Below are 25,063 nucleotides of genomic sequence, written 5' to 3'. Positions count from 1 at the left end.
TTACAGGAAACCATAGAGAAAAAAAATAAAATATGCTATACTCTAGTTTGAACTGCAATTTCCGGATGTTGTAACAGGAGAAAATAAATAATGGGAAGAATCATTGCGATAGCAAACCAGAAAGGCGGAGTCGGTAAAACGACTACTGCAATTAATCTATCTGCTTGTCTTGCGGAATCAGGACAACGGGTATTAGCTGTGGATTTTGACCCACAGGGAAACGAAACCAGCGGGCTTGGAATTGAAAAAAGCAACGTGGAGCGAACAATCTATGATCTGCTGGTAGGAGAGTGTGAAATTGAAGAGTGTTTGATTGCCAATGTCCAGGAAAATTTGGATTTGCTTCCGTCAAATGTAGATTTGGCAGGAGCAGAAATTGAGTTATTGGAAATTCAAAACAAAGAAATTCTCCTTAAAACATATCTTGAAAAAATTAAGAAAAACTATGATTTTATCATCATAGATTGTCCACCGTCATTAAATCTTTTAACAATCAATGCATTAACAGCCGCCAATACCGTTTTAGTGCCAATTCAATGTGAATATTATGCGTTGGAAGGGTTAAGCCAGGTACTGAAAACCGTAAGTTTGGTGAAAAAGAAACTCAATCCTTCCTTGGAAATGGAGGGGGTTGTCTTTACCATGTACGACGCAAGGACAAATCTTTCATTGGAAGTTGTGGAAAGTGTAAAGAATAATTTAAACCAGAATATCTATAAAACCATTATACCCAGAAATGTCAGACTGGCAGAGGCTCCCAGCCATGGAATGCCGATTAATTTGTACGATTCCAGATCAGCAGGAGCAGAAAGCTACCGGTTACTGGCGGCCGAAGTAATAAGCAGAGGAGAAGATATCTAGATATGGCAAAGAGAACAGGTTTAGGAAAAGGACTTGGAGCAATTTTTGGAGATGAGGTAATGGAGTCAGCGGCTGAAGATCAGGAGTTAAAAAATCAACAAAAACAGGATGCCGTGAATCATGCAGAGGAAAAACAGGAAGAGGTGCAGAACTCAGAGGCAGGAAAAGAACTGTTTTTGAAACTGTCTTCGATTGAGCCAAATCGTGACCAGCCTAGAATGGAATTTGGCGAAGAAGCTCTTCTTGAACTGGCGGAATCCATGAAGGAATATGGCGTTCTCCAGCCTCTTTTGGTGCAAAAAAAGGGAGAATACTATGAGATCATAGCAGGAGAACGAAGATGGAGAGCAGCAAAACTTGCAGGTCTGAAAGAGGTTCCAGTAGTCATACGGGAATATACAAAGCAGCAATCCATGGAAATTGCACTTATTGAAAATGTTCAAAGAGAAGATTTAAATCCTATTGAAGAAGCAAAGGCTTATCAGCGGTTGATGCATGAATTCAACTTAAAACAGGAAGAGATTGCAGCACGTGTAGCCAAAAACCGTGTTACAATCACCAACAGCATGCGATTGTTAAAACTTGACGAACGGGTTCAGGATATGCTGATCAAGAATCAGATCACAGGCGGTCATGCCAGAGCACTTTTGTCTGTAGAAGATCAGGAACTTCAATTTCAGCTCGCAGGGAAAATTGTAGCAGAAAGCCTGAGTGTTCGTGAGGTGGAGAAACTGGTTAAATCCTTATCAAAAAAGAAGGAACCAAAGGAAAAGAAAGAAGAGGATGAAAGCCTGGCTTTTATTTTCCGTGAATTGGAAGATCGTATGAAAACTGCCATGGGTACAAAGGTCAGCATCAACCGGAAGGATAAAAATAAAGGAAGAGTTGAGATAGAGTATTATTCTGAGGCGGAATTGGAAAGAATAGTAGAGTTAATAGAATCCATAAGGTAACAATATGGAAGTGAGGACGAAAGAATGGATAACAGTGTATTGAGTCAGCTGCCAATGGATCCTGCTTATTTAATTATTGGATTGGCTGCACTTACCATTATACTTATGATTGTTGTAATCATTTGTCTGATTCAAATGAGAAAGCTTTACCGCAGATACGACTATTTTATGAGGGGAAAAGATGCAGAGACCCTGGAAGATATAATTATGAGTCAGATGGAAGACATCGCAGAACTTAAGGCAGAAGACAGGGCCAATAAAGATTCTCTACGAAACACCAATAAAAATTACAGAAGCGCCCTTCAAAAGTTTGGGCTTGTAAAATATAATGCGTTTAAAGGAATGGGTGGTAATTTGAGCTTTGCTATGGCGTTGCTTGATTATACCAATTCCGGATTTGTATTAAACTCTGTTCATAGCAGGGAAGGCTGTTATGTATACATCAAAGAGGTAGACCGGGGAGAAACTGAAGTCTTGCTTGGAAGTGAAGAAAAAGATGCTTTGGAACAGGCTTTGGGCTACCATTCATAAAGACAGGTGCGGCATGAGCTGCGCCTGTTTATTTTCTGCCTGGATTATTTTCTTGAAAAAATACCTGGGAGTGATATAATAAGTTCCATAAAGTTAAATCATAATAACCATCGCTAATATTATTTATAGAATGAATACCTTGAACAAAGGGTATAAGAAAAAGGAGTTTTAACATGGAAGAAGTATTAAAGTATTTAAAGGAATGCGGAACATTTTATCTTGCAACCATAGACGGAGATCAGCCAAGAGTCAGGCCATTTGGAGCTGTATGTGCATTTGAAGAAAAGCTTTATATTATTACAAATAATAAAAAGCCAGTCTATCAGCAGATGTTAAAAAATCCTAAAATTGAAATCAGTGGAATGAGCAAGGGGACATTTATTCGATTGGAAGGTGAAGTGGTTCCGGACCATAGAAGAGAAGCCAGAGTCGCCATGATGGAAGAGTATCCGGGAGCTTTAAGCAAAATGTATTCGGTTGACGATAATATAATGGAAGTCTTATATTTACAAAATGCAAAAGCCACCATAAATACTCTTACCGGCGAGCAAAATGTGATTGAATTTTAAAATCATAACACCTGTTTCATTTGCATGTGGCGTTCTTCTGTCAGCGCAGCACCGATAGCAGTGCTGTATTCTGCCTGTTCCGGTATTATGAAATGAACATCAAACATAGATTCCAGGGATTGGAAAATCTCCTTGCACTGAGGAAATTTAACCAGATTGCCTGTCATAACGAAATCATTGATATTGCTGTTTAAAGAAGACAAAATCGCTGATTTTCCAATGACCTGGAGTACCATGTGGATGATTCCGATGGCAATGTCTTCTTCGGAAACCAGGTTCCGCACCTTACCAAAGTTTGAAGCTGTGGCAGTAAGCGGAAGACCGGGCAGGGCATTTTTTGAAATATCATGAATCTGCAGGTCAATGTTGCATAAATTTCCTTTGCTCGCCAGCTCCATGATCTGGGAAATATCCTGGGTCTTTAATAAGAGACTGGACAGGCCGACGATAGTCCCTCCTCCGATGCCGATGCCGCCGGTGTGAATGATCTTGTCACCGTTTACCTGCACAAGGGAAGTTCCGGTTCCCATACTTACTACAATCAAGTCCTTTAGTCCTGTAAAATATTGTCCTCCCAGCCCATTGGAGATAAATTCATCTACTTTAAAGGTAGGAATGCCGTACAAGGGCTGTTCTACATAAGCACTTCCCACACCTGTAAGCATAATTTTTTCAATTTCATTCAATTGGAGGTCATTATCATAAATGAATTTTCCCAGCGCTCCAAAAAGAGAGGCGATGGGGTTATCGGCCTTTACAAAGGTTGGTATTTTTAATTTATGATCCTGGAATCCTACAATTTTAGTCGTACTGCCTCCAAGGTCTATGCCAATCGTAATTTTCATATTTCTTAAATCCCCTTATCTTTCTTTGAAACCGTCCATTAACAGAACCTGTCAATAAAAATACGGATTTTAAAAACAATTCCCCATGATTTTTAAAGTCTGTAAAGAATAGTATGGTTCCAGGGCTAACTATAACATACATGGTACGGATTGCCAAGTTTTTAAATACGTCCATAGAAACTGGATAGATCCGGAGAATTCGTTTGTTTTAGGGCTTTTCGTTGGGGAAGTCTGAAGTATCCGCCTTGTATTTGATATCATACATTATCCTGCGTACATTTCCTCCTTTATTTGTTTGAGAAGTTTATGTTATTCCTACCTCGATATTAAGTAAAAAAATATTGATAAGGATATAGCCGGAATGATTTTCAGGAAAGAAAAATATTAAAAAAAATATATTGACAAAAAAATAACAATAGCATATAATAAAAATATGATAGATCGTTAAAAAATTATCGAACTTGGTAAACCCTTTATACGCACATAAAATTGGAGGAAATTCAAGATGGCAAAGAAAGAAGAGCAGGTAAGAATCCCTGAACACATTGATAGTGTAGAATCCCTGATTGCAAAGATGGAAGCCATGCGGGCAGCTCAGAGGGTATATGCTACCTTTACACAGGAACAGGTGGATAAGATTTTTTATGAAGCAGCAAGCGCTGCGAATAAATTAAGAATTCCATTGGCAAAAATGGCTGTGGAAGAAACTTGCATGGGTGTTGTAGAAGATAAGGTTATTAAGAACAACTATGCGGCTGAATATATTTACAACGCTTACAAGGATACCAGAACCTGCGGTGTTATTGAAGAAGATAAAGCCTACGGCATCAAAAAGATCGCAGAGCCAATTGGTCTGGTGGCTGCAGTTATTCCGACCACAAACCCGACCTCCACTGCGATTTTTAAGACACTTATCAGCCTGAAAACCAGAAATGCCATTATTATTTCTCCCCATCCACGTGCGAAGAATTCCACCATTGCGGCAGCAAAAGTAGTTCTTGATGCGGCTGTGAAGGCCGGTGCACCAGAGGGGATCATCGGCTGGATCGACGTTCCTTCCCTGGAGCTGACCAATGAGGTCATGAAGAGTGCGGATATTATTCTGGCAACCGGTGGTCCGGGAATGGTAAAAGCGGCTTATTCTTCCGGAAAACCGGCACTGGGCGTTGGGGCAGGCAACACTCCGGTGATCATTGACGATACGGCTGATGTTAAGATGGCAGTGAACTCTATCATTCATTCCAAAACATTTGATAATGGTATGATCTGTGCTTCTGAGCAGTCTGTTACCGTTCTTGATAAGGTTTATGATGCAGTTAAGAAGGAATTTACCGTCCGGGGCTGCTATTTCTTAAAGGGGGAAGAGCTTGATAAGGTTCGTAAGACCATTATTATAAACGGTGCTCTGAATGCAAAGATCGTAGGGCAGAAGGCTCATACCATTGCAAAGCTTGCAGGAGTCGATGTTCCGGAATCCACAAAGATTCTCATCGGTGAAGTGGAAAACGTTCATATCGAAGAAGAATTTGCCCATGAGAAGCTTTCTCCGGTTCTTGCAATGTATAAGGCAAAAACCTTTGACGAAGCCATTGAAAAGGCAGAACAGCTTGTTGCTGACGGCGGCTACGGCCACACCGCTTCCCTGTATATAAATGTAAATGAAAAGGAAAAGATGGCAAAGCATGCGGCGGCGATGAAGACCTGCCGGATCCTGATCAATACACCATCTTCTCATGGCGGCATCGGTGATCTTTATAACTTTAAATTACAGCCATCCCTGACTCTGGGCTGCGGATCCTGGGGCGGAAACTCTGTTTCCGAAAACGTTGGCGTGAAACATCTGCTCAATATTAAGACCGTTGCTGAGAGGAGAGAGAACATGCTTTGGTTCAGAAATCCGGAAAAGGTTTACTTTAAAAAAGGCTGTATGCCAGTAGCATTGAGTGAATTAAAGGATGTCTATGACAAAAAGAGAGCATTTGTTGTTACAGACTCCTTCCTTTACAGAAATGGCTACACCAAGCCGATCACAGATAAATTAGACGAGATGGGCATTGTTTATACCGTATTTTCAGATGTTCAGCCTGACCCGACTCTGGCCAATGCACAGGCCGGCGCAGCTGCTATGAGAGCATTCCAGCCGGATACCATCATTGCACTGGGCGGTGGTTCTGCAATGGATGCTGGCAAGATCATGTGGGTGATGTATGAGCATCCGGAAGTTGATTTCCAGGATATGGCTATGCGGTTTATGGATATCAGAAAGCGAGTCTACACCTTTCCGAAAATGGGAGAAAAGGCTTACTTTGTAGCAATTCCAACCTCTTCCGGTACCGGCTCCGAGGTGACTTCCTTTGCGGTTATTACAGATCAGGAAACAGGCGTAAAATATCCGCTTGCAGACTATCAGCTCATGCCGAATATGTCCATTGTGGATGCAGACAACATGATGAGTCAGCCAAAGGGCTTAACAAGCGCTTCCGGTGTTGATGTTCTGACTCATGCATTAGAGGCTTATGCTTCGATTATGGCTTCTGACTACACGGATGGTCTTGCATTAAAGGCCATGAAGAATGTATTTGAGTATCTGCCTGCCGCTTATAATGACGGTACCAATGTGGAAGCAAGATGCAAGATGGCGGACGCTTCCTGTATGGCAGGTATGGCCTTTAACAATGCATTTTTAGGAGTTTGCCATTCCATGGCGCATAAATTAGGTGCATACCATCACATTCCCCACGGAATAGCAAATGCTCTTTTGATCAACCTGGTAATGGAATTTAACGCTTCCGAGGCACCGGCTAAGATGGGAACCTTCTCTCAGTACCAGTATCCGCATACACTGGCAAGATATGCGGAATGCGCACGGTTCTGCGGGGTAGAAGGCAAGGATGATGCTGAGGTATTTAAAAAATTCCTTGTTAAGGTGGAGGAACTGAAAAAAGCAGTGGGTATCAAGGCTACGATTAAGGATTATGGTGTCGATGAGAAATACTTCTTAGATACCCTTGATGAAATGGTTGAAAATGCATTCGATGACCAGTGTACCGGTGCAAACCCAAGATATCCTCTGTTCAGTGAAATCAAGGAGATGTATTTAAAGGCTTATTATGGAAAATAAGGTGAGTTAGAAAAAAAAAGGCCGTTCTGCAACCGCAGGCGGTCTTTTTATGTTAAAATACAAATGTAGATATTCTTCTGAAAATTTGCAAGAATATAAACCATAAAGGTTATATTAAAACTATCATTAATTGCTAAAGGGGAAGTTCAATGAAATATATCAAAAAAATCCCAAAAGAAGATCAGGCCAGAACCCGGGAGTTATTATCAAATGGTTTTCAAAGGCTGAAAGAGCCAAAATCAATAGGAGCGGCAATGGGGGTGTCCCTGCCATTGTCCGTCGTACTGATGGTCTTAAACGGACTCTGGTGCTATTTCCTTGATCCGTCGATGTTTGGCTTTTCTAATGGAAATGGCATTCTATTACAAGTTACGGTAGATCTGAAAATCTTATTGTATCTGGCTGGAATTATGGCGTATACCCTGGTGCATGAAGCCATTCATGCTGTTTTCATACCAAAGGTATGGCAGTCACGGAAGACCTATTGGGGATTCAACGGAATGTTTGGATTTGTGTATTCGGAAGAGGTGTTATCCAGGGAACGGTTTCTTCTGGTGTCTGTCATGCCGCTTTTGATCCTGTCCTTTGTATTTCCATTACTGATGTGGACAGCCGGGCTGTGGAGCCGGTATATGATTTTTTTAAGTGTACTGAATGCCGGAGGGGCATGTGTGGATCTGCTGAATATGATTCTTGTGGCCGTTCAGGTTCCACGAAAGGGTAAGGTGGTATCCAACGGATATGCTTCCTTTTATAAGGGGCTGTCATAAGTGAAGCAAATTTATAAGTAACGAAAAGAATGCGTCTTGATGAAGCGGGTATCTGCTTACAAGGCGCATTCTGCTTTTTTTGTATTATTTCATTTTCCCTTCTTTAAAAAGAAGAATCATTTCGTGTGTCAGGCTTATATTGGTGAAATCGTCGGGGATATCTTCCGGAGCCATCCAGACGGCTGTGGATAACTCTGTTTCATCTAAGTGAATCTGTGGAGAACCATCCAGTTCTGCCCAATATCCAACTAAAATGGAATCACTGAAGCCCCACGGCTGGTTTTTATAGTAACGGAGATTTTTTACCCGGAGTCCTACTTCCTCCATGACTTCCCGGTTTACCGTATCTTCCAGAGTCTCACCAAACTCGGTATAACCGGCGATCAGGGCATAACGGGTATATTCCCGGCCTGCATATTTGGTCAAAAGCAGCTTTCCTTCATGTGTAACAGCAACGATGACGGCCGGACAGATCTTAGGGTAAATGGTGTTGCCGCAGCTGGTGCAGACAGCAGCCCGCTCTTTTTTGCTTTTCATCGTGGGAGAGCCGCAGCAGCCGCAAAAACGGTTGGAGGTATAGAAGCGGTGAAGCTGTTGGGCGGATACCGCTGCAAAAGAGACCCACATGGGTTTTAATTCCCTTATGACACCGGTCTTATAGAATTTCAGAGTGTCTGTTTCTTCCAGCTTGATACAGGACTCGTCTATCAAATAGAAGTCCATCTCATCAATGGAGAAGAGAAAATCACAGTGGGACATGGCTTCCGGACTGAGTGAACCAAGGTCTTCAAACTGAGGAATAAGTTTCGTGTTGTGCCTGCAAAGCATAAGGCTTCCATCCAGAAAGTAAAAAAAATAACTGTCGCTTCCGGGAGTTTTTATTTCAAATTCATTATGAAATACATGTGGAAAAATGTCCTGTATCATAAAAAAGTCCTTCTTTTTAATTTGTATTTTCAATTTAATCTGTTTTCTGCATTGAAACTATTTTAAGTTGGAAAGCCTTTTCTGTCAAGCGTACCAGGGGAAATAGAGAAAATATAACATTTTTACCTTTCGGTCAGAAATTTATGAACAGATCATTTAAAATACCGGCCAGTGAAAGATTTTTTGTCTAAAACCTGGGAGTGGATTCCGTCTCTGATTTGGTTTTTATGGTTTGTCCATTTTTCATAGTGATTTACTCCTTTTATAAAGTCTGAAAATCTATTAGAAGGTTACCATAGGAAAAACTGATTGAAAACTTGTGGTTAAGTTATGGCTTACAATTGGTTTTATAAGCCATGGAAACAAATTATTAAGGGGATAAAGCAGTATGAGATTTATTTAAAAATATTGGTTACTTAATTCATATGAAAAATAACCAGTATGAAGCCAGCTTTCTATATATCATTAAAAATAGAAATCAATATAAAATACAGGCGGATAAAAATAGATAGGAAATAAAGAAACAAAGGGAAAAAGGAGGTATGAAATGAAAATTCAGAAAGAAAAGGTGGGCTTTTGAAAATAGGGATGGCTTGGTATCTTATGGTGGCATTTGTTGCAGGAAATATATTATTGCTTAGCGTAATAAACTTTTATGGAGCGGAGAGAATAGACTGTGAGAATGCAGGTGCGTTGAGTGTAGGACAAGCAACGCTGTTACAGGCAATGTCATCACATGCAGGTGATTGATGTTTAAGTCATTTAATCAGCTATATTTAAGGTACTGAAGAAGGATATTGATGGCAGGCCGGAGTTTTTGGAAGAACTTGTTTTTTTTAGGGGAATAGAAAAATCTGGTGATTGAGAAACTATATGAATAGTTAAATGGAAAGACGTTGATTCTTTAGATAAAATCAGGAAAAGATGGTAGCTCTGAACAAAAAGAAAAAATAGAATTAATAATATTAAGCAAAACCCATTGTTGACTTTATTAAATTAACTTGGTATAATTTCCTACAAGTAGTGACCAGGCAAAGGGGCCGGAACATCGCGAGTTCTGGCCCTTCTTTGCCTTTTTTTGGAAACTTAATTTTATTAAGCCGTTAAAATGCATTATAATCCAAGGAGGAAAGAAAATTATGTCGTACGTGGATGAAGTCTATGAAAGAGTTGTAACACAGAACCCGGGAGAAGCAGAATTCCATCAGGCCGTGAAAGAGGTGCTTGATTCCCTGAAACTTGTTATTGATGCTAATGAAGCACATTACCGCAAGATCGGGCTTTTGGAGCGCCTTGTAGAGCCGGAGAGAATCATCTCCTTCCGTGTGCCGTGGGTCGATGATCAGGGGAATGTACAGGTCAACAAAGGGTATCGGGTACAGTTTAACAGTGCCATCGGGCCTTACAAGGGAGGACTGCGCCTTCATCCATCGGTAAATCAGGGCATATTAAAGTTCTTAGGCTTTGAACAGGTATTTAAAAACTCTTTGACCGGTCTTCCCATCGGCGGCGGCAAAGGCGGTTCAAACTTTGATCCAAAAGGAAAATCCGACCGTGAGGTTATGGCATTCTGCCAGAGCTTTATGACCGAGTTATCCAAATATATCGGTGCAGACCAGGATGTTCCTGCCGGAGACATCGGGGTAGGGGCCAGAGAAATTGGTTTTCTCTATGGACAGTATAAGCGATTGACCGGTTTATATGAAGGAGTCCTTACCGGAAAAGGACTTAATTACGGCGGCTCTCTGGTACGCACCCAGGCTACCGGATACGGACTGGTCTATATTCTTGATGAGATGCTGAAAGCAAACGGAAAAGAGCTGGCTGGTAAGAACGTGGTCATCTCCGGTTCCGGCAACGTTGCCATCTATGCAGCAGAGAAAGCACAGCAGCTTGGTGCAACCGTTGTTGCATTAAGTGATTCCTGCGGATATGTTTATGACAAGGCTGGAATCCGGCTTGATGTGGTCAAGGAGATCAAGGAGGTCCGAAGAGGACGCATTAGTGAATATGCGGATATGGTAAAAACTGCTGTTTATACCGAAGGAAAGGGAATTTGGACCATTCCCTGCGACATCGCCCTTCCGTGTGCGACGCAGAACGAATTAAACATTGAGGATGCCAGGGCTTTGAAAGCAAATGGATGTTTTGCGGTTGCAGAGGGAGCAAATATGCCATCTACCAGAGAAGCCACTGATTTCTTCCTGGAAAGCGGAATGCTCTTTATGCCAGGGAAAGCAGCCAATGCAGGCGGCGTGGCAACATCTGCACTTGAGATGTCCCAGAACAGCCAGAGACTTTCCTGGACCTTTGAAGAAGTGGATGAAAAACTTCATGGAATCATGGTAAATATTTACAAAAAGGCTTCCGATGCAGCAGAGCGCTATGGTGTAAGCGGAAATTATGTGGCAGGAGCAAACATTGCAGGCTTTGAAAAGGTCGTTGATGCCATGATTGCCCAGGGAATTGTATAATACAGGCTTCATACAAAAATTTTACTGGCATTGTTACTGATTTTGGTATATAATAAGCGATAAGACTTGAGGCGGAGTGTTCTTCGCCTTATTGTTTTCCTGAAATTTATCTTAGTAAAACAGAAAGCAGGTGATGATTCTATGCACAAATTCCTGAGAACCATCGGTTTCAGTCTTTACCAGAAGGACAGGGACATAGAAAAACTGTTGGACCAGATCTGTGAAGATTTATCCGGGCTAAAGCGGATTCAGATCGATGAGGAATCCAATCTTTGTGAGCTTCGTAAGGAAGTGGCACCAGGGATGGGAATCGCCATCTTTGGAGAGATGGATCGGGATGGAAAATTTCGAAGAAGCTATTATTATCCTTATTTAAAAACCAATGATATGACATCGGATGTACCTTGCACCATACAGCGTCATACGGAGCGGGAAACATATGCCGGTCTTTTAGATGAATATAAGGTGGGAATTTCCCTGATCTTTTATATAGACAATTCTTTTGAATGCAGGGAACGGATGATAGATCATCACTCCATGGACACCAGGGATGCATGTCTTTCCGGCCTGTCCATAAGCGGAAAGATCCTTCTCCCCATACAGAAATCAGAAAAACAGAGAGAAAAAGCCAGGGTGGCGGCAAAAGACCGTAACACATTGCTGGAAGCCGCGAAAAACGGTGACGAGGATGCTATGGAAACTCTGACCATTGAAGATATTGATTTATATTCCCAGGCCTCCAGAAGAGCCATGAAGGAAGATTTATATTCCATTATTGACTCCTGTTTCATGCCATGCGGTGTGGAATGTGACCAGTATTCCATCATCGGAGAGATCATAAAGATCGACGAAAAGAAGAATACGATTACAGAGGAAGAAGTATATGATTTCACCATAGAATGCAGTGACTTAATCTTTCATGTAGGAATTGCCAAGAAAGATTTAGTAGGAACTCCGGAGGTAGGGCGCAGGTTTAAAGGCCAGATCTGGATGCAGGGAGTGGTGAATTTTAAAGAGAAAGCGGAATAATGAAAGTTATCGCTTGACGAAAAGGCCAATTGTGAATATAATAAATATTGCACTGTTCACAACATTTGCTGTGATACGGGATTAGAGTGCGGCTTTTGTCGGGCTGTAATCGCAAAACCAGATACGTCCATATAGCTCAGCTGGATAGAGCGACCGCCTCCTAAGCGGTAGGCCGGAGGTTCAAATCCTCTTATGGACGCCAGCGTATAACGCCGAAAACCTTTGCTTTTAAGGTTTTCGGCTTTTTTTGTAATAGAAAGGTTCTATTTTGCAGCAGCTTTCGATCAGCAAAAATTCACATTATCTTTTGCAGCCCGTTCTTTTAAAGAAGCCGTTTGCGAAGAATACCCGATACAAACACCCACCAGTGGAATGTAATCTTCCGGAATACCTGCTTTTAAAAACACATTCTCATCGGTAAACGCCATCATCGGAGCCATGACAAAACACGATGCCAACCCTAACTCTGTTGCTGCCAGTAGAACATTTTGTGCAGCACAAGATACGTTTCCCATGTTAAACCCCATATTGTCATTGCCGCCTTTTGCAGAAAACACTAGAAAGACAGGTGCATTATAGGTAGGATTATAATTGGAAGCGGAGGCTTGCTGCACCGCAAATTCGTTTCCTGAGGCCAGCATTTTTGACTTTGTGATTTCGCCTATGGAATGAATTAACTCTTTGTTTTCAATAACCGTTAGGTGTATGCAGCCGAAAATAGGCGCAGCATTTGCGGCATCTAACAGATCGTTCAGTTTATCCTGTTCTACGGATTGCGCGTGGAATGTACGAATGCTCTGCCTTGCTTTTATTGCTTCTAATGTGTTCATTTCAATAACCACCTTTATATATATTTGGATTTCTGTTATAATCGTAAAACACCAGTTAATATTTTACAAGTACGCAAAATTTATTAACTAAGTATCAAAAAACTAACTAATAGGAGATTTTATGGAAACATGTTCTGTTTATTACGCACTGCATCTTCTTAATGGTAAGTGGAAACTTCAAATTTGCTGGGTGCTGCACAATGAAGGGGTGATACGGTTTAACGAGTTACAGCGAAGACTCAATGGAATATCCAATCTTATGCTGTCCAGAAATCTGCAAGAGCTTGAACAGGCACATATAATTAAAAGAACGCAATACAATGAAGTTCCGCCGCGGGTTGAATACTCTCTGACTGAATTAGGGGAAGGTATAGCTCCTGCTTTAGATTTACTGGGGCAATGGGGGGAAAAAGCGTATAAAATGAATCAGGAAAACAACGAACCATGTTAGGCTGCTGCTTGAAAACTCATATCTTTTTTCATCGGTTGGGGAACTAAACACGTTTTCTGTGTATTGGAGATTTTTTATTTTCAAACCAACTTTTTTGCTATGAAAACTGTGCATGTATATAACGAACAAAACAAGAATGTCTGGCTAAAGCTGATGTAAAATCGTAACCGTTTAAACTGAACTTATGTTGACTTTGAAAACATGTTTTAAGCTTCATTTTATTTTAAAAAAGGGAGAGTCTGTGGAATTCAGGAAAATATTTGATACAATACCAGAAAAGTTTGATAAGTGGCGTCCAAAGTACAACGACGATACGTTTGAATTCATTATTAACCATACTCAGCTTGATTGCCGCAAAGCAGTACTTGAAATTGGTCCGGGAACGGGGCAGGCAACAGAGCCTATTCTTAAAACTGATTGTAATTATCTTGCAATAGAACTTGGGGAACATCTCTTTGATTTTACAAAAAGGAAATTTAAGAATTATAACAACTTTCATATTGTAAATGGGCACTTTGAAACCTACAATTTTGGAAACAAAAAATTTGATTTAATATATTCTGCGGCAGCTATTCAATGGATTCCTGAACAAATTGCCTTTTCGAGGAGTTTTGAACTCCTGAAAAATGGTGGATTTCTTGCGATGATGATGATGCACGGGGATTATCAAACGCCGAATGAAGCATTATACAATGATATTCAAAAAGTATATGCACAATATTTTCATCCTGAAATACCTTACAATCAAAAAATGATCTATTGTAATGCTGTTAATTATGGTTTCATTGAATTTAAAGAATATAGATTTTATTCAAAAAGAGAATTTACTGCTAACGATTACATAGAATATCTTGGTACACACAGTGACCATATTGTCCTGCAAGAACCGTATAAATCGAAGTTTTTTGAGGGTATTCGGACAGCAATTTTAAATCATGGTAATAAAATTGAATTCAACGACATCGTAATTCTTTATTTAACGAGAAAGCCATAAATTATATTGTAAATAAAATGTGAAGTTGATAAAACAAACTTAGTCGATAATGCTTTATCAAGCTGTTAATGCATTTGTTTTGATCTATGACAAAAAATTGATAGCTTTCCGCCCGGTAGAATTCTTGCTTTTTATGATTAAAAGCATTATATAGTTATTTCGTTGGAATAGAATAAGCAGATGGATTGAGGATATACATTAGATCTAATCAATTCAAATAGCCTGCACCAATAATCATTTGCTATGTATGTCAAGTTTTAGATCATTTATATTTTGTATGGGAGGGTAAATGTGAAAAATTATGCTCAAGTTTATGTGAGAAACAGTTTTGAAGCTGCAGAAATGTATTGCGAAGCCTTTGGTGCAGAGATTACATTTAAAATCTTAAATGATGACAAAACTGCTTATTCGCACTGTGAATTATCTGTAGGTGGTGAAGGATTTTTAGCATTAAGTGAAGCCGTGAATCCTTGTGACATAAACATAATTCATAAAATGAAATGGGAAACTATGACGTTTAATGTTTTTGAGATGGGGAGTAAGGAAGCGGTTTATAATGCTTTTCATGTTTTAAGTAATGGCGGTGTTGTTATTAATCCCATTCAGGAAGTTCCATGGAGTAAGTGCTGTGCAACTGTTATAGATAAATTTGGGGTGTGTTGGTGGATATCTATTTGATAAATGGAATGATATAACATGAAACTTATTAAACATATTTCTCTAATACAGATGCAATTGGCTGGATTGTGTAATCAGTTTTATGCTCCCATAATATGGTATTGATAAATAAAATTTTTCCGATTTACTTTTGTTTCAAGGAAATGATTACATTTAGCTACTTTATTAGTCTCATTGGTACATATTTTTTAGTATTTCCCAGACGATATGCACATGATAAAAAAAGACTGTCGCATTTTATAGAAAAAATTTTTCAATATTATATATAAAAAATTTATATAATCTGAACAATATAAAAAGATGTTTATAATTGAATTATATCATGCGATTTAAGATTTTTTTACATCATTTTTTCAATTCACTTCCACCAAATAATAATTGTCATAATTAGTTTGAATTATAAACACACGGCTTTTATTTCTTTTTATCTATACTGTTTTTCTACTTGACATTCACCTAAGATGAACCTTCATAATACATGTATGTCGGTGTTAAGGACAAAAAATTTGAAAATCAGGGAGAAACTATATGAAAACAGTGTTACAATCATCACTTAAAACAAATATGTTTAAAATTAATGAGATTGCAGAAGCATTTCATGTAAATCCAAATGTTTTACGGTTTTATGAAAAAAAGAAATTACTTATACCTAAGCGAGATAATAATGGTTATAGATTGTATTCAATGGAAGACATGCTACAATTTCAAACCATTTTATTGTATAGAAAAATGGGATTTTCCATTGAAGATATATTAAAGATGCTTGCGGATGAGGACAAACCAATAAAGATGTTTTTCAAACAATATGATCAATTAAATCATCATATACACAATATGAGAATGATCAGTGAGTCTCTGGAGGAATGTATAGACTTAATGTTTGAAGAGGAAGAGTATTTGGACCAATTGGTTTCAGTTATGAAAAAGACTGCCGGTTACATTTCACAGTTGGAGAATTGGGAAGATAAATGGGAATTTGATAATTGGGCAAAGGATTACGATGAATATATTAGTACACAGCATCATGGATTGGATTTTTACAAGCATTATGATAAGGTTATTCGGCTAACGACGGATAAGGTAAATGAAGTTCAAGGAAATGCTTTTGAGGTTGGCGTAGGTACCGGGAATTTAGCAGGTAAATTAATGGAAACTCAGAATATTATAGGTATTGACCAATCTGTAAATATGTTGATTGAAGCCAAAAAAAAGTTTCCTGATTTAAACCTTCGAATGGGAACCTTCTTAGAACTGCCCCTGCAGGATGGAACAATGGATACGGCAGTAAGCTGCTATGCCTTTCACCATTGTAATGAAAGTGAAAAAAGAATGGCATTAACGGAAATGGACCGGGTTTTAAAACCAGGCGGAAGGATTATTATAACCGATCTGATGTTTTACGATAAAGCAGCAAGAGAAAACTTTGAAAGATATTGCACAGAAGCGGAATTAAGAGATTTAAAAAATGAATATTTTACAACTGTAACAGCCATGGAAGACTATGCACAATCTTTGGGATATTCTGTTCTTAGTGAGCAGATAGATGATCTTATATGGATTTTAGTACTTAAAAGAAAGGATGCCAATAATAGTTTTGAAAATAAAGTAAAAGAGTATAAGGAAAAGTTATAAATGGGGTTTTTATTTCAATTTTGTGAATTAAAAAATATATGCTTTCATACTATGTGATTTTGAAGTAATCGCTTTTATAGGTTATTTCATGTATCAAAAAAACGGAAGCTGTAAATAACTGATTTTCGTCAATCAATCTGTCCCCCTTTAGTGATTATTTTTTTGAAAAATCTCCTTCTAAAATTCTATTTTGGAGATTTAGTAAGCAAACATTAATAGTTTTTTATGGATTCTACATCTCATAAGCCTCTCCTTTTTGCCCATGCTGATTTGGCTTCCGGCTGTTTTATATAATTCCGGCACAAAATGCAAAATCACAAAACAAAACCGAACATTACATTTTCAAAATGAATAGAATAAATTAAAAGACTTTGAGAATCAATATTATGGGATATTATGTTACTGTTGACGGAGATGTGAATATTTACGTTGAGGACTTAAACCCGGAATGCAAAGACACCATCCTGTTCCTTCACGGCTGGCCTGGAAGCCATAAGCTGTTTGAGTACCAGTTTGATGTGCTTCCGGAAAAGGGATTTCGCTGCATCGGGATTGATACCAGGGGATTTGGAGATTCTGATAAACCCTTTTGCGGATACGGTTATGACCGTCTGGCAGATGATGTGAGAGAGGTGGTGGAAGCACTGGGGCTGAGCAATTTTATACTTGCCGGGCATTCGACCGGGGGTGCCATTGCCATCCGGTATATGAAAAGACATCATGGCTATGGAGTTTCAAAGCTTGCCCTGTTTGCCGCCGCCGCCCCCAGCCTGATCAAACGGCCCGGTTTTCCTTACGGACTCGATGAACAAACGGTCATAGATATCATTGACGGTACTTACGCGGACCGCCCCAATATGCTGAATAACTTCGGAAATATTTTTTTCTTTCAGCATATTACTGAACCTTTTGCCCAGTGGTTTTTCCAGATCGGTCTGCAGGCCGCCGGCTGGGCAACCGCAGACATAGCCAAAACCTGGATTGCAGAGGTGCTGTTTGAGGATCTGGCGGCAATTGCTGTACCGACTCTCATCATTCACGGCATTCACGATAAAGTGGTTCCATTTGTACTGGGGGAGATTCAGCATCAGTATATAAAGAATTCGGTGCTGGAAGCTTTTGAGTTCAGCGGGCATGCCGCATTTTACGATCAGAAGGATGAGTTTAATAAAAAGCTGGCGGAATTTGCAAAAGGAGACTGCTGAAAAAAAAGGAAGCAAAAAGAGACGTGTACAAAAGTCTCTTTTGCTTCCTTTTTTAAGATAAATTATCCAGTGAAACACAATCCTCCGGGCAGATGGAAAGCCAGTGGCTGATGGTCTTGATTCCATTTTTTTCATTTGCATTTGCAGGAACGATGTGAAAACAGTTATTTTCAATAAAACAGCGGAAACTCCTGGAAGGGATGAATTCCATCAGTGCTTCATATTCGGATTCCCGCCACATACGGCTGAACGGTTTTTCCATTGTGAACCGGTAAATGGTGTCTTCATTTTTGAAAATTCTGAGCCTGCATCCGTATTCGGACTGCTTTTCCTCCAAAATAGGAATAATAGAAGGGTCAAGGGCCAAAATCTCTTCCCGGCGGGGCTGCCGGCCCTTTTTATTCAGCACAATGTGCGCGCCCCCTGCAAAAATGCCGCCTCCGCAGATGGGAAGCAGGGTATGGTAATGTCTGGTGGCTTCTTTGTAGGGCAGGGAAGTAATCAGGAAAAGAGGGGCGTCCTCTCTCCGGTCTTTTAAAGCCAGAAGGAATTCAGAATCCTCTTGTTCCAGGTTATGAAAGAGAACCTTATCTGCTGTTAAAAAGTAGGCTTTTGGCTTCCAGGGAATCCGGAACATAGGGTATTGTCCAAAAACAGCGGCATGCTGGTAATCCTTCCGCCCTCCATAGGCAAGGTATCCGCTGCAGATGGACTGGCCGCAGACCGGAGCGGGGAACTGGTCTGTCAAATGGTTCCAGTTGCCTTCCATATACTGGCAGGATACACATAGCCTGAGCTTTCCGTCGCTTTCAACAAAGAGCCGGTCCAGGCATTGAGATTTGTTTGCTGATGTATAGGCCCATTCCTGGGAGAAAAGGGGATCGATACACCGGAATTCCATTTCCTCCTCAATCGAGTACGGATAACTTATTTCTGACAGCGGTTCGATCCATAGATAAATGTCCGAGGAAAGAGAACGGCGAAGCTCCTGGATCATGTCCAGATTCTCAGGAGAGCCAAATACACCTACGGAAAAGGAAATATTTTCTTTTAATAATTTCTGGCACTGGTTTAGGAATTTGGTCAAAGTCATCAATTCCGGCTGATAGACAGCGCAGATCCTGAGCTTTTCCCGGTAGCCTCCGGCACTTTCAAATGCCTTTAAGCTTTTTGTGATGGAAAAACTTAAATCCGTCCGGGCACCCACCGCTGCAATTGTATCCATGCAGCTGATGCGTGCCATTCCTGTCCAGTAATAGGGCTTTAAAAGAGCTTTACCATCGGGTAGGATTAAAAGCGCTTCTGTCCCCCATTTCGGAGTATGTTCAATAAAATGTTCCAGAAACCGTTCAAATCGAACCTGATCCTGTTCCAGCCCTGTTTTGGAGACGGACGAGCCATGATAAAGAATTGTTTTAATTTCCATCAGTCTCGTGGCCTCCCTGCAGCTCATATCCGGCAGAAAATAAAAAAGATCCATCTGTGGAAATCGCGTTGCTTTTTTGTGGATAACAGTCTATAAATTCGGCATAACAGTGCATAACTTTAAAAACTCCTTGTCTTACGGTAAAGGTTTAAAAACTTGCATATAGTCCCAATTTTTAACAATATTTTTAATAATTACCATCCAATAAGGCTATGATAGCATATCAAAGAAGGGATTCCTAGTTGTAAATATAAACAAATGTGACAAATTTCATCTATAAAGAACAAAGATTCAAAAGATTATCACCCGATTCCCGTCAATGAGACAGTGAGGCTGGAAACAGAAAGGGTTTCTTCGTAAATTAACTGGCTCTTTTGCATAAATTATGCAGGCAGTTCACAAATGCCCGGAAATGGGTTATAATAAACGGATAACATACAGGAATTCACAAAATATGAAATAGATAGAAAGATGAGGATTTGATATGACCGGTAAAAAAATCTTATCAACGGTGCTGGCAGCAGCTCTGGCAGCAGGGCTTTTCACCATGCCAGCCATGGCGGCTTCCAGAAAAAAGATCATGGAAGTAAAGATAACGGTTACTGCACAGATTATGCCCGGAGACTCCATATCCCAGCAGGAGGTTGAGGTTACGGCGGAGAACAGCCGTGTTGATGTAGGGGACTGTGAGTTTATAAATGACGGTTTTCAGTGGTATGAAGGCGATGTTCCCAGAATGAAAGTAAAGCTTTATGCAGAGGAAGGATATTATTTTGCTACAGATGAAAATGGCATTTTAGTCAGCGGGGGAACTTATATCAAGCAAGAGCGGGCGGATTTAAGCCGGACGCTGACCGTTACGGTTGATTTACCTAAAGTAGGTGAATATACCCAGTCCATTCAACGTGCAGGCTGGGGAAATGGAAACCTGGCCGCCTGGTCAGAAACCGGCGGGACCGGAAGCTATGAGCTGGTGCTTTACCGGGATGGAAAAAGTGTGAGTGACGTTCTCACCACCAGTAAAAACAGTATGGACTTTACCCGTCAAATGGGAAAGCCGGGAAGCTATACCTACCGGATACGCCCGGTAAATGACCGGAATGAAGCTCAAAAAGGGGCCTGGGTAGAATCTTCAGCCAAATACATAGATACGAGTGCTGCGGAGAAAAACCGGGCGGCAAACGGGGCTTTGGGTGAATGGAGACAGGATGAGACCGGCTGGTGGTACGCTTACTCTACAGGAGGTTACCCAGTAAATAAATGGGAATATATTGGAGAAAGCTGGTACTTTTTCAATGAGAAAGGTTACATGGCTACCGGCTGGATCCATTGGAATGGAAAACAGTATTACTGTGACCCTACAAGCGGTCAGATGCTGGCAGATACAACAACGCCTGACGGGTCTGCTGTAGGGGCCGATGGTTCAAAAATTTCTTAAAACGATACAGGAAATTCTGCGGACTGCCTGAACTTGCAGTCCGTCTTTTTGGGCATGAGTGAACTGGTGTTCCTCTGAAAAATACTTGTAGGATGAAACATTCTATCATATAATAGCACGAAGGAGCACATGGGAATGACAGAAAAAATGACAGGAAAGTTTTATAAACGTATGGTTCTGGCTGCAGTCCTTATTCTGGCACTGTTCTTAGCAGGATGTTCAGGAATTGCAGCATCAGGCGGCAGGAACCAGGCTGCGGCGGATAAAACGGCTTCGGGAACGGATTTAAAAGTACATTTTATAGATGTGGGTCAGGGAGACAGTACGTTGATTGAGAAGGATGGGCATTATATGCTGATCGATGCCGGAGAACGGGATCAGGGCCCGGCAGTGGTTTCCTACTTAAAAGAGCAGGGCGTAAAGACGCTTGACTATGTCATTGGAACCCATCCCCATTCCGACCACATTGGGGGGCTGGAAGCGGTCATACGGGAATTTGATGTTGAAAAAATCATTATGCCGGAAAAGGCCCACACCACAAAGATGTATGAACGTCTGCTTGATGCCATCGAAGAAAAGAATTTAAAAATAACCCTTCCCAAACCGGGAACCAGTTATGAACTGGGATCTGCATCCTTCCAGATTCTGGCACCTAACCGGGATTACGGAGATGAACTGAATAACTGGTCGGTAGGAATCCGGGTGGACTACGGAAATAACAGCTTTGTTCTGTGCGGAGACGCAGAAAAAGATGCAGAAAAAGATATAATTGCAAACGGTCTGTCCTTAAAAGCGGATGTTTTAAAGGTTTCCCATCATGGCAGTTCCACCTCCTCATCCCAGGCCTTTATTGATAAGGTGGATCCGGAATATGCCGTCATATCCTGCGGAAAAGATAACGATTACGGGCATCCTCATAAAGAGATACTGGATTTGTTAAAGAAGAAACACATTAAGGTTTTACGGACCGACCAGCTTGGAACCATAGTGGCAGTAAGTAATGGAACCCATGTTACCTTTCCCGGTGCAGACAGTGAGACAGAGCAAAAGGAGGGTAAGGAGACCGGAGCGGCATTAGAATCCGAAACGCCCGGTGCTCCAGCCGGAGATTCAGGCAGTACAGCCACCCGGCAGGAGTACGTGGTAAATACCAATACGAAGAAGTTTCATCTTCCGGAATGCAGTTCTGCTGTTTCCATAAAAGAGAAAAACCGCACTGTGATTGTCGGAACCAGAGAAGAACTGATTGATATGGGATATGAGCCATGCGCAATCTGCAAGCCATAGGCTGGTAAAGGAGAGGAGAAAGCCATGAGATATATTATAGACCGTATAAGCGGAGAGCTGGTTATCTGTGAGAATGAAGACGGAGATACCGTGAAGTTGAACGCGTCGGAGCTTCCAAAAGGAGCCAAAGAAGGAGACCTCCTTTTTAAGGAAGGGGACGCATGGTGCATTGATGAAAAAGAGAGCAGTAAACGCAGACGGATCATGGCGGATAAGCTGAACAGACTGATAGAATAAAGGATTTTAACTATGAAGAATTATATTGTACTGGATCTGGAATGGAACCAGAGTGCAGGGGGAAAGGAAGATACCGTTGCGCATTTTCCCTTTGAGATCATTGAGATTGGGGCTGTGAAGCTTGATGAATCTCTTCAGGAAGCGGGAGAGTTTCAAAGGCTTATTAAGCCCAAGGTCTATACGGAGCTTCATGAAAAGATTCTGGAAGTGACCCATATGGATGAAAAGGTTCTGTTGGAAGAAGGAACAGACTTTCAAAAGGCATTCCAGGAGTTTCTGCAGTGGTGCGGGGAAGATGCCATTTACTGTACCTGGGGTTCCATGGATCTGACGGAGCTGCAAAGGAACAGTACCTTTTATGGGATACCAAATCCATTTCCAAAACCCCTTCTTTATTATGATCTGCAAAAGCTCTACAGTCTGCTCTATGGAGACGGCAAGGACCGGCTGTCGCTTGATATCGCAGTTTTTGAGATGGGAATTATGGAAGAGAGGCCGTTTCACCGGGCTCTTGATGATGCCCATTATACCGGGCAGATCATGCATAAGATGGATTTTGAAAGGGTGAAGGAATACTGGTCCACAGATTATTACCGCCTTCCAGAGAACCGGGAGGAAGAGGTGTATCTGACATTTCCCGAATATTCCAAATATATTTCCAGACCCTTTGCCACAAAACAGGATGCTATTGCAGATAAAACCGTAACCGATTTGATCTGCTGTAAGTGTAACCGGATGCTTAAAAAGAAGATCCGGTGGTTTTCCGTAAACCAGAAATCCTATACAGCCCTTGGCTGCTGTCCGGTTCATGGAAATGTCAAGGGAAAGATCCGGATGAGAAAAAGTGATGACGGACAGATCTATGTGGTAAAGACCATGAAGCTGGCGGACGAAGAAGAGATCGGTGAGATCTATGAGAAAAAAGAGGAATTTAAGAATAAGCGGGCGGAGAAAACGAGAGTCCGAAAACAGAATAAGAAGAAGGGGGCACAGCCCCTTTCTTAAATTTCACTTTCCTTCATTCGATATCCTACGCCGATTTCCGTAAAGATAAATTTGGGTTCCGCCGGGTTTGATTCTATTTTTCGGCGGATATGAGCCATGTTGACCCTTAGAATCTGATTGTTATTATCCGCGTAAGGGCCCCAGATGTGGCTGATGATATAGTCATAGGTCAGAACCTTTCCTGAGTTTTCCGCCAGTAAGGATACCAGCTTGTACTCGATCTGAGTCAGATGGATCTTATGTTCATTGAGCATAACAAGCCGTCTGGCAAAATCGATCAGCAGGCCTTCGCTTCGGTACGGAGTCTGTATGACACAGCCGTCTATGGCCTTGACCGTAGGTTTTCCATGGCGCAGTGCGGTACGGATTCTGGCTAAAAGCTCACTGGTGCCAAAAGGTTTTGTAATGTAATCGTCGGCGCCAAAATCCAGTGCTGCTACTTTTTCCTGTTCCTGGGTTCTTGCCGAGATGACGATGATAGGAATCGTTGTCCAGCTGCGGACACTCTTTATGATGTCTATGCCATCCAGGTCCGGGAGTCCCAGGTCCAGAAGAATCACATCCGGGCAAAGTGAATTGATCAAAGCCAGCCCGTCCCTTCCGTTAAAGGCGGTATTCACTTTGTAATCCTGTCTTTCTAATGCACTTTCTATAAAGTTGCATATATTCTTTTCATCCTCGATCATGACGATTGTAAATTTACTCATAAATGTCCTCCCCTAATGGTAATGTAAACGTAAATGCAGCCCCGTGCTCCTTGTTAGAAGCCTGAATCGTTCCGTTATGGGCAGCAACTATGGTTTTGCAGATAGATAAACCGATCCCCATCCCCTTGTGGGAATCAAAGCTGCTGTTGGGCAGAGAAGTATAGCCGTCAAATAAAGTGGATAGTCTTTCCGGTGAAAGTCCGATCCCCTGATCACTCACCTCGAACCAGGCATATCCGTCATGAACGGAGATGGTAAGGCTTATGGGTTCCGTTGAGTTGGAATGGTAAACCGCATTTTCCAGGAGATTGATAATGACCTGTTCAATCAGCGTGGCATCCATGGGAACCATGATCAGCTCGTCGGGAACGGTTGTATGTACGGTGGCGTCAGGAAGCCTTTTACGGAAACGCAAAAGTGCTTCTGATACCACTTCTTCCAAAGGCTCCAGTTGCTTTGTCACATGAGCTCCGGTGTCCCGGATTCTTGTAACACTGAGTAAGTTTTCCACCATATTCAAGAGCCAGTTGGCATCTTCCCCAATATTGGAAACCAGATTGGTCTTTTCTTCTTCCGACATACTGTTCTTATTCTCCAGATAGGCACTGCTTGCACCGATGATTCCTGTAAGCGGAGTTCTTAAGTCGTGGGAAATGGCTCTTAAAAGATTGGCCCGCATGGTTTCCTTTTCGGCTTCCATAAGCAGCTTTTCCCTTTCACTGAGAATTCTGTTTTGCTGCTTTAAGTGAGTTGTGGCAGCACTTGTTATGGTCGAGATCACAAGCAGCGTAATAAACGTAATGGAGTATCCAATCCCTGAAACCTTAAATTCCATATAAGGGTAGGTAAATATGTAGTTCACACAGATAATACTGATAAATGAAGCAATTACCCCTGGTATATAACCATTGGAAAAACGGGAGATCAATACAACTGCCAAAATATAGACCATCCCCACGTTATTCGTAAACCCGCCGAAAAACATGATCAAATAGGAGATAATCGTGGCTGAAGAAAGAAAAACCAAAGTTGTCAGCACATTATGCACCAGTTCTTTTTTCGTAGGTTTTCTGAATTTCACCATGTCCCCCCC

Annotated in this window: 23 protein-coding genes and 1 tRNA gene; 18 read left to right on the top strand and 6 right to left on the bottom strand. The window is 41.2% G+C overall.

Annotation, left to right across the window (positions count from 1 at the left end; genetic code table 11):
• Positions 1 to 90 precede the first annotated feature (90 nt).
• The 4 genes from ACLTWA_RS16760 (at position 91) to ACLTWA_RS16745 (ending at position 2,914) form a co-directional block, all read left to right on the top strand.
• A complete protein-coding gene (locus ACLTWA_RS16760) occupies positions 91 to 861 on the top strand; it encodes a ParA family protein (RefSeq protein WP_412329034.1) in 771 nt (256 codons plus the stop codon).
• A 2-nt stretch (positions 862 to 863) separates the two neighbouring features.
• Positions 864 to 1,814 (top strand): ParB/RepB/Spo0J family partition protein, encoded by a 951-nt coding sequence (locus tag ACLTWA_RS16755; RefSeq protein ID WP_412329033.1) that lies wholly within the window; start codon positions 864 to 866, stop codon positions 1,812 to 1,814.
• Between the two features lie 24 nt (positions 1,815 to 1,838).
• Positions 1,839 to 2,345: a DUF4446 family protein gene (locus ACLTWA_RS16750; RefSeq protein WP_412329032.1), complete on the top strand. Its 507-nt coding sequence runs from the start codon at positions 1,839 to 1,841 to the stop codon at positions 2,343 to 2,345.
• A 173-nt stretch (positions 2,346 to 2,518) separates the two neighbouring features.
• A complete protein-coding gene (locus tag ACLTWA_RS16745; protein ID WP_412329031.1) occupies positions 2,519 to 2,914 on the top strand; it encodes a pyridoxamine 5'-phosphate oxidase family protein in 396 nt (131 codons plus the stop codon).
• A 2-nt stretch (positions 2,915 to 2,916) separates the two neighbouring features.
• Here the strand turns inward: ACLTWA_RS16745 and coaW are convergent, their stop codons facing one another.
• Positions 2,917 to 3,759: a type II pantothenate kinase gene (coaW, locus tag ACLTWA_RS16740; protein WP_412329030.1), complete on the bottom strand. Its 843-nt coding sequence runs from the start codon at positions 3,757 to 3,759 to the stop codon at positions 2,917 to 2,919.
• A gap of 505 nt (positions 3,760 to 4,264) precedes the next feature.
• Between coaW and adhE the strand changes: the two genes are divergently transcribed.
• The gene (adhE, locus tag ACLTWA_RS16735; RefSeq protein ID WP_412329029.1) at positions 4,265 to 6,880 is read left to right on the top strand and encodes a bifunctional acetaldehyde-CoA/alcohol dehydrogenase; all 2,616 of its coding nucleotides are present in this window, start codon (positions 4,265 to 4,267) and stop codon (positions 6,878 to 6,880) included.
• 149 nt (positions 6,881 to 7,029) lie between these two features.
• Positions 7,030 to 7,650 carry a DUF3267 domain-containing protein gene (locus ACLTWA_RS16730; protein WP_412329028.1) on the top strand — a complete coding sequence of 207 codons (621 nt, stop codon included), beginning with the start codon at positions 7,030 to 7,032 and terminating at the stop codon, positions 7,648 to 7,650.
• 84 nt (positions 7,651 to 7,734) lie between these two features.
• On the opposite strand, the gene nudC is transcribed toward ACLTWA_RS16730, so the two are convergent.
• The gene (nudC, locus tag ACLTWA_RS16725; protein ID WP_412329027.1) at positions 7,735 to 8,577 is read right to left on the bottom strand and encodes an NAD(+) diphosphatase; all 843 of its coding nucleotides are present in this window, start codon (positions 8,575 to 8,577) and stop codon (positions 7,735 to 7,737) included.
• A gap of 1,139 nt (positions 8,578 to 9,716) precedes the next feature.
• Here nudC and gdhA point away from each other — a divergent pair.
• From gdhA to ACLTWA_RS16710, 3 genes are all read left to right on the top strand, one after another.
• Positions 9,717 to 11,051, top strand: coding sequence for an NADP-specific glutamate dehydrogenase (gene gdhA, locus ACLTWA_RS16720; protein ID WP_412329026.1), 1,335 nt, complete (start codon positions 9,717 to 9,719; stop codon positions 11,049 to 11,051).
• A 141-nt stretch (positions 11,052 to 11,192) separates the two neighbouring features.
• Positions 11,193 to 12,080, top strand: coding sequence for a DUF3881 family protein (locus tag ACLTWA_RS16715; protein ID WP_412329025.1), 888 nt, complete (start codon positions 11,193 to 11,195; stop codon positions 12,078 to 12,080).
• Positions 12,081 to 12,205: 125 nt separating this feature from the next.
• Positions 12,206 to 12,282 (top strand) — tRNA-Arg (locus tag ACLTWA_RS16710).
• Positions 12,283 to 12,364: 82 nt separating this feature from the next.
• Here ACLTWA_RS16710 and ACLTWA_RS16705 read toward each other — a convergent pair.
• Positions 12,365 to 12,910, bottom strand: coding sequence for a nitroreductase family protein (locus tag ACLTWA_RS16705; RefSeq protein WP_412329024.1), 546 nt, complete (start codon positions 12,908 to 12,910; stop codon positions 12,365 to 12,367).
• Between the two features lie 121 nt (positions 12,911 to 13,031).
• Between ACLTWA_RS16705 and ACLTWA_RS16700 the strand changes: the two genes are divergently transcribed.
• The 5 genes from ACLTWA_RS16700 (at position 13,032) to ACLTWA_RS16680 (ending at position 17,870) form a co-directional block, all read left to right on the top strand.
• Positions 13,032 to 13,361, top strand: a complete 330-nt coding sequence (locus ACLTWA_RS16700; protein ID WP_412329023.1) for a winged helix-turn-helix transcriptional regulator — start codon at positions 13,032 to 13,034, stop codon at positions 13,359 to 13,361.
• 241 nt (positions 13,362 to 13,602) lie between these two features.
• Positions 13,603 to 14,355 carry a class I SAM-dependent methyltransferase gene (locus ACLTWA_RS16695; protein ID WP_412329022.1) on the top strand — a complete coding sequence of 251 codons (753 nt, stop codon included), beginning with the start codon at positions 13,603 to 13,605 and terminating at the stop codon, positions 14,353 to 14,355.
• A 291-nt stretch (positions 14,356 to 14,646) separates the two neighbouring features.
• Positions 14,647 to 15,033 carry a VOC family protein gene (locus tag ACLTWA_RS16690; protein ID WP_412329021.1) on the top strand — a complete coding sequence of 129 codons (387 nt, stop codon included), beginning with the start codon at positions 14,647 to 14,649 and terminating at the stop codon, positions 15,031 to 15,033.
• Between the two features lie 528 nt (positions 15,034 to 15,561).
• Positions 15,562 to 16,665 carry a MerR family transcriptional regulator gene (locus ACLTWA_RS16685; RefSeq protein ID WP_412329020.1) on the top strand — a complete coding sequence of 368 codons (1,104 nt, stop codon included), beginning with the start codon at positions 15,562 to 15,564 and terminating at the stop codon, positions 16,663 to 16,665.
• A 386-nt stretch (positions 16,666 to 17,051) separates the two neighbouring features.
• Complete coding sequence (locus ACLTWA_RS16680) at positions 17,052 to 17,870, top strand: alpha/beta fold hydrolase (protein ID WP_412329019.1); 819 nt, start codon at positions 17,052 to 17,054, stop codon at positions 17,868 to 17,870.
• Between the two features lie 52 nt (positions 17,871 to 17,922).
• Here ACLTWA_RS16680 and ACLTWA_RS16675 read toward each other — a convergent pair whose 3' ends face one another.
• On the bottom strand, positions 17,923 to 19,296 hold the full coding sequence (locus tag ACLTWA_RS16675) for a hypothetical protein (protein ID WP_412329018.1): 1,374 nt from the start codon (positions 19,294 to 19,296) through the stop codon (positions 17,923 to 17,925).
• Positions 19,297 to 19,780: 484 nt separating this feature from the next.
• On the opposite strand from ACLTWA_RS16675, the gene ACLTWA_RS16670 reads away from it, so the two are divergent.
• The 4 genes from ACLTWA_RS16670 (at position 19,781) to ACLTWA_RS16655 (ending at position 23,263) form a co-directional block, all read left to right on the top strand.
• Complete coding sequence (locus tag ACLTWA_RS16670) at positions 19,781 to 20,734, top strand: cell wall-binding protein (protein WP_412329017.1); 954 nt, start codon at positions 19,781 to 19,783, stop codon at positions 20,732 to 20,734.
• Positions 20,735 to 20,881: 147 nt separating this feature from the next.
• Positions 20,882 to 22,021 (top strand): ComEC/Rec2 family competence protein, encoded by a 1,140-nt coding sequence (locus ACLTWA_RS16665; RefSeq protein ID WP_412329106.1) that lies wholly within the window; start codon positions 20,882 to 20,884, stop codon positions 22,019 to 22,021.
• A 24-nt stretch (positions 22,022 to 22,045) separates the two neighbouring features.
• Complete coding sequence (locus ACLTWA_RS16660) at positions 22,046 to 22,258, top strand: DUF3006 domain-containing protein (RefSeq protein WP_412329016.1); 213 nt, start codon at positions 22,046 to 22,048, stop codon at positions 22,256 to 22,258.
• Positions 22,259 to 22,270: 12 nt separating this feature from the next.
• Complete coding sequence (locus tag ACLTWA_RS16655; RefSeq protein WP_412329015.1) at positions 22,271 to 23,263, top strand: exonuclease domain-containing protein; 993 nt, start codon at positions 22,271 to 22,273, stop codon at positions 23,261 to 23,263.
• Here ACLTWA_RS16655 and ACLTWA_RS16650 read toward each other — a convergent pair.
• Together ACLTWA_RS16650 and ACLTWA_RS16645 are read right to left on the bottom strand one after the other, a co-directional pair.
• A complete protein-coding gene (locus ACLTWA_RS16650) occupies positions 23,260 to 23,970 on the bottom strand; it encodes a response regulator (protein WP_412329014.1) in 711 nt (236 codons plus the stop codon). The genes ACLTWA_RS16655 and ACLTWA_RS16650 overlap by 4 nt on opposite strands.
• A complete protein-coding gene (locus ACLTWA_RS16645; protein ID WP_412329013.1) occupies positions 23,963 to 25,054 on the bottom strand; it encodes an ATP-binding protein in 1,092 nt (363 codons plus the stop codon). The genes ACLTWA_RS16650 and ACLTWA_RS16645 overlap by 8 nt, the downstream gene beginning before the upstream one ends.
• Positions 25,055 to 25,063: the final 9 nt, after the last annotated feature.

This window comes from Lacrimispora sp. (assembly GCF_046972725.1).
GTDB lineage: Bacteria > Bacillota > Clostridia > Lachnospirales > Lachnospiraceae > Lacrimispora.
This window is presented reverse-complemented; position numbering and strand designations above follow the sequence as displayed.